The sequence below is a fragment of the Streptomyces sp. NPDC005070 genome (genome assembly GCF_053600395.1).
In genome coordinates this window covers 1-4,146 of the sequence record NZ_JBSFZS010000288.1, presented here as the reverse complement: position 1 = coordinate 4,146, position 4,146 = coordinate 1, and the positions used below count along the sequence as shown (strand labels likewise).

The window sequence follows — 4,146 nt, the reverse complement described above, 5'->3', positions numbered from 1 at the left end:
TCTTCGGGACGACACCGATGCCCGTCCAGGCGACCTCGACGCCCCGGTCCAGCGCGCCCGCCATGTGGGAGAAGTTCTGCCGCTACTTCGACGTCGAGCCGCGGATCGTACCGCTCGCCGAGAACAAGTACACGATCGGCCCGGAGGACGTGGAGCCCCGCCTCGACGAGAACACGATCGGTGTCGTCGCCGTCCTCGGCACCACGTTCACCGGCCACAAGGACGACGTCGTCGGGATCGACAAGCTCCTGCGGGACGTCCGCAAGGAGCGGGACCTCGACATCCCGATCCACGTCGACGGCGCCAGCGGCGCCTTCGTGTGGCCCTTCCTCTACCCGGACTCAAAATGGGACTTCCGGCTCGAGCAGGTCCGTTCCATCAACGTCTCGGGACACAAGTACGGCCTGGTCTACCCCGGCATCGGCTGGCTGATCTTCCGCGAGGAGTCCGACCTGGCCAAGGACCTCGTCTTCTACGAGAACTACCTGGGCAAGACCGACGCGACGTTCACCCTGAACTTCTCCACCGGCGCGTCGATGGTGCTCGCGCAGTACTACAACTTCGTACGCCTCGGCCGTCGGGGCTACACCTACGTCATGAAGATGATGCAGGAGAACGCCCGCGCACTGGCGGACAACCTGCGCGACAGCGGCCGCTTCGAAGTGATCGGCGGCGACCTCGAGCAACTGCCGCTGGTCGCCTTCCGCCTCGTCGGCGAGCACGCCTACGACGAGTCCGACATCGCCTGGCAGCTCTCGGCCGAGCGGGGCTGGATGGTGCCGGCGTACACGCTCCCGCCCGACGCGGAGCGGGTGAAGATCATGCGCGCCCTGGTCAAGGAGACCATGAGCCGCGAGCAGATCGACCGCCTGGGCCAGGACATCGCCGACGCGTGCCGCACGCTGGACGCCAAGGGCGCGACCCACGGGACCGAGCGGACCCAGGTCAAGCGCGGCACCGGCTACTGACGCACCGTGCCCGAGAGCCGTCGGGCGACCGGACACCAGGGACGGCGACCTCGGACGACTCCAGCCCCAAAAAGGAAGGAATCATGGCAACCCCTCAGGAAGAGGACCGCTACGCCGAGGCGCTCGCCCACGCGGAACTCCTGCTCGGCATCCCGCTGGAGAGGTTCCTCGAACCCACCGCCGGGGAGCCCGCCAACGGGGCGGACTTCAAGCGGCTCGCCACCGTGCAGACCTTCGGCGCCGCCTGGCCCCGCGGCGAGGTCCTCGACACCCGCACGCGCGCCCTGGTCTCCGTCACGATCACCGCCGTCCTCGGCACCCTGGAACCCCTGCGCGGACAGCTCCGCATCGCGCTGAACAACGGCGCCACGCCCGAGGAGATCGCCGAGGTGTTCATCCAGGTCGCCGCGTACGCGGGAGCCGCGCGCGCCTTCGAGGGGTACCAGATCGCCGCACAGGTCTTCGCCGAGGCCGCACAGGACCGGTGATCGGGCCCAGCCTTCAGGCCGGGGGTGAATCGCATCTCTGGACTGCTGTGACCTCAGCTGTGGGCGTGGGTCCGCATTGCCTGCCAGCGCCCACGGTCGGCTGTGTTCAGTCCGGGTGTTTCTGTTGTGCGATGTAGTCCCTGACCAGGTGGAGCGCGCCGCCGCTTGAGCCGGCGAACAGGAGAGGACCAGAATCGGCTGAAGCCGGTCCGAGCGGACGACGTGTCCGGCTCAGGCCAGCGGTTTGTGCATCACGATGCAGGGCCGGTTCAACTGGATGTCGCGGCGGCGGTCGATCTCCTGCCAGCCGAGTGAACTCCAAAAGGCGGAAGCCGAGGGGTTGTTCTCCAGAACGGCGATCCTGAGACCGTCCTGCCCCTGTCGGCGGAAGTGCTCCTCGACGGCCGCCACGAGCAGCCGGCCGATGCCCCGGCGGCGCTGGTCTCCGTGCACGATCAGCAGCCCGATCCAGGGATACCCGTCCTTGGGGTGCCGGTCCAGCAGACAGACCAGAGCGATGGCCCGGCCCTCGCCGTCACGGGCGAGCAGGACATGGCCTCCGTCGGCGCCGGCCTCCTCGCGCAGATCGGCTTCGACCCGGTCGGGTGCGATGTGCTCGGGGTCGTACTCACCGGAGCCGCGGCAGTACTCGGGGTTGCTCGCGTAGATGCCGACGGCCTCGGCGATTTCGTCCGGCGTGAACCCCATCGATGTGAGAGTCGGCATGATCACAGGGCTAGGGTAACCAGGTCCGCACGAGGGTCCGAGCTCGCACGCCGGGGGGCGAGAAGCCCGGCCTCACCGCCGACGAGCACGGCTGCGGCATCCACATCGCGCGCCCTGGCCGCGGACGCCAGGCGGCGGGGCGGGCGGGCGATGGCGCGGTCCTACCGCGTATGCCGGTTCAGGTGCTGGCAGGCATGGAGGAGGTTGTGCCGCGTGTTCAGGAGATGAGCTGTTATGCCGGGATCCTCTCCGGACTGCCTCGACTGCGCGGCCGCGGCGGCAGTCTGCCCGACGAGGCTGCGGACGGCTTCCACCAGATGAGGAACCCACAACAGGTACAGGCGCCGGTCGGTGGGCAGGGGAAGACGGATCTGCGTTCGCTGACGGGCATGGACCAGCCATCGCCTCGTCGGCAGATTCCCCGTGATCAGGGACAGGCGGTGCCGGGTGGAGAAGGACATCCTCCGCCGCCACGCATCGGCCTCCTGGCCCGGGAAGTGCCGCATGTCGTCGTCGAAGCCGAGGAGAGCGTCGATGAGAACGCCGGCCCACTGACGCAGATGATCCGCCTGGACGGGCGGGCGCTCGGGGCGTCCGGCCGTCTGCTGAGCGGTCCACCACAACTGGTAGCGCGCCGCGGCGTCCACGTCGCACGCCACTCCATGGGGCCGGGCGGGGCACGTATGGGAGTGAGCAGAGGATGTCCTGACGGTGGTGGTCATCGGGTCTCCTTGGTGGATACCCCTGGCTTCGGCCGGGGGAGGAACGAAGCTCCTGTGGGGCAGGGGAAGTCGGTTCGCTCTCTGGGCAGTGGGGTGTTGTCAGTGGCGGTCAGTACGTTGGCCACGTGTATCTGAGGTATTCCTTCCGGATCGAGCCGACGACGGGTCAGCGCATTGCGCTGACCCGTGGCGTCTGTGCGCTCACTGGATACCTCCGAAGGGACCGACAGGTGCTGGCCGCCGGACAGCAGGCGGTCGGATGCGGCGTACTGCCCCACAGGGCAGCCGAGTTGAGCTCGTGCGGAGCGAGGCGGCCGTGTCGCCGCCCAGCTTTCTTCCTGGGCGGGACACGACCACCTGTGCGCGACGGTCCCGTCCCCACGGGAGGCCGTCACACGAACCGAAAGCCCTGGCCACCGCTCATGGCCGGCTCACGGAACCTGGTTCCACGGTCGGCTGTCGGCGAGGTGAGCGCGTGAGTAAACAGTGCTCACCGGCGCGCGGACGGTCGTGGCGCAGGGACGTCGGGACCATCCGCGCCTCTGCTGTCATCCCCGGAAGGTCTTCTCAGCGGGCGCGGGTCACCGGCCGGTGCGCAGCCTGCGGACGCTGCCCGCGTCCCGGTAGCCCACGCGCTGGGCGATGTCCTCGGCCGGTAGTGAGGTCGTCGCGCGAAGGTGCGTCGCCCGCTCCGCGCGCAGGGCGCGCAGGAAGGCGTAGGGAGAGGTCCCCAGCCCTTCCTTCACGTGGCGTTCCAGGGTGCGGCGGGTCACTTTGAGGGCGAGTGCGGCGTCGGCCACCCCGACCTGGAGGTGCAGGTGCGTGCGCGCCCATGCCTCGAAGTCGCTCACCAGTCGGTCCTGGTCGTGAAGGTGGTCGGTGAACGCGGCCACGCTCGGCGTGGGCCGTTGGTCGATCAGGAGTGCGCGGGCGGTCTCGGAGGCCAGCCGCGGACTGATCCGTGCGACCAGGCTCAGCGCGAGGTCGATATGAGCGAACGCCGCACCGGCGGTGACGACGGCGCCGTCCCGCACCACCATGCGGTCCATGTCCAGCGTGACCTTCGGATAGCGCTGGACGAACAGGTCACGCAGCCACCAAGTGGTCGTCGCCGAGCGGCCGTCGAGCAGTCCGGCCTCGGCGAGCAGGAAGGTGCTCGTACAGGCGGCTGCGGTGAGGCCGCCGTCCGCCGTCCACCGCTGCAGAGCGGAACGAAGGCTGCGGATCTGGGGGCGCATGAGC

The 4,146-nt window shown here is 69.2% G+C and carries 5 protein-coding genes; 2 read left to right on the top strand and 3 right to left on the bottom strand.

The window, feature by feature from the left end:
- On the top strand, positions 1-968 hold a 968-nt coding region (locus ACWEBX_RS37775), incomplete at its 5' end, for a pyridoxal-dependent decarboxylase (protein ID WP_451889259.1).
- Between the two features lie 83 nt (positions 969-1,051).
- On the top strand, positions 1,052-1,456 hold the full coding sequence (locus ACWEBX_RS37770; protein WP_451889258.1) for a carboxymuconolactone decarboxylase family protein: 405 nt from the start codon (positions 1,052-1,054) through the stop codon (positions 1,454-1,456).
- Between the two features lie 231 nt (positions 1,457-1,687).
- Here ACWEBX_RS37770 and ACWEBX_RS37765 read toward each other — a convergent pair whose 3' ends face one another.
- The 3 genes from ACWEBX_RS37765 to ACWEBX_RS37755 all read right to left on the bottom strand — a co-directional run.
- Complete coding sequence (locus tag ACWEBX_RS37765) at positions 1,688-2,182, bottom strand: GNAT family N-acetyltransferase (RefSeq protein WP_451889257.1); 495 nt, start codon at positions 2,180-2,182, stop codon at positions 1,688-1,690.
- A 161-nt stretch (positions 2,183-2,343) separates the two neighbouring features.
- Positions 2,344-2,904 carry a hypothetical protein gene (locus tag ACWEBX_RS37760; protein ID WP_451889256.1) on the bottom strand — a complete coding sequence of 187 codons (561 nt, stop codon included), beginning with the start codon at positions 2,902-2,904 and terminating at the stop codon, positions 2,344-2,346.
- A 581-nt stretch (positions 2,905-3,485) separates the two neighbouring features.
- Positions 3,486-4,146 (bottom strand): GlxA family transcriptional regulator (locus tag ACWEBX_RS37755; protein ID WP_451889255.1); only part of this gene is annotated, 661 nt, incomplete at its 5' end.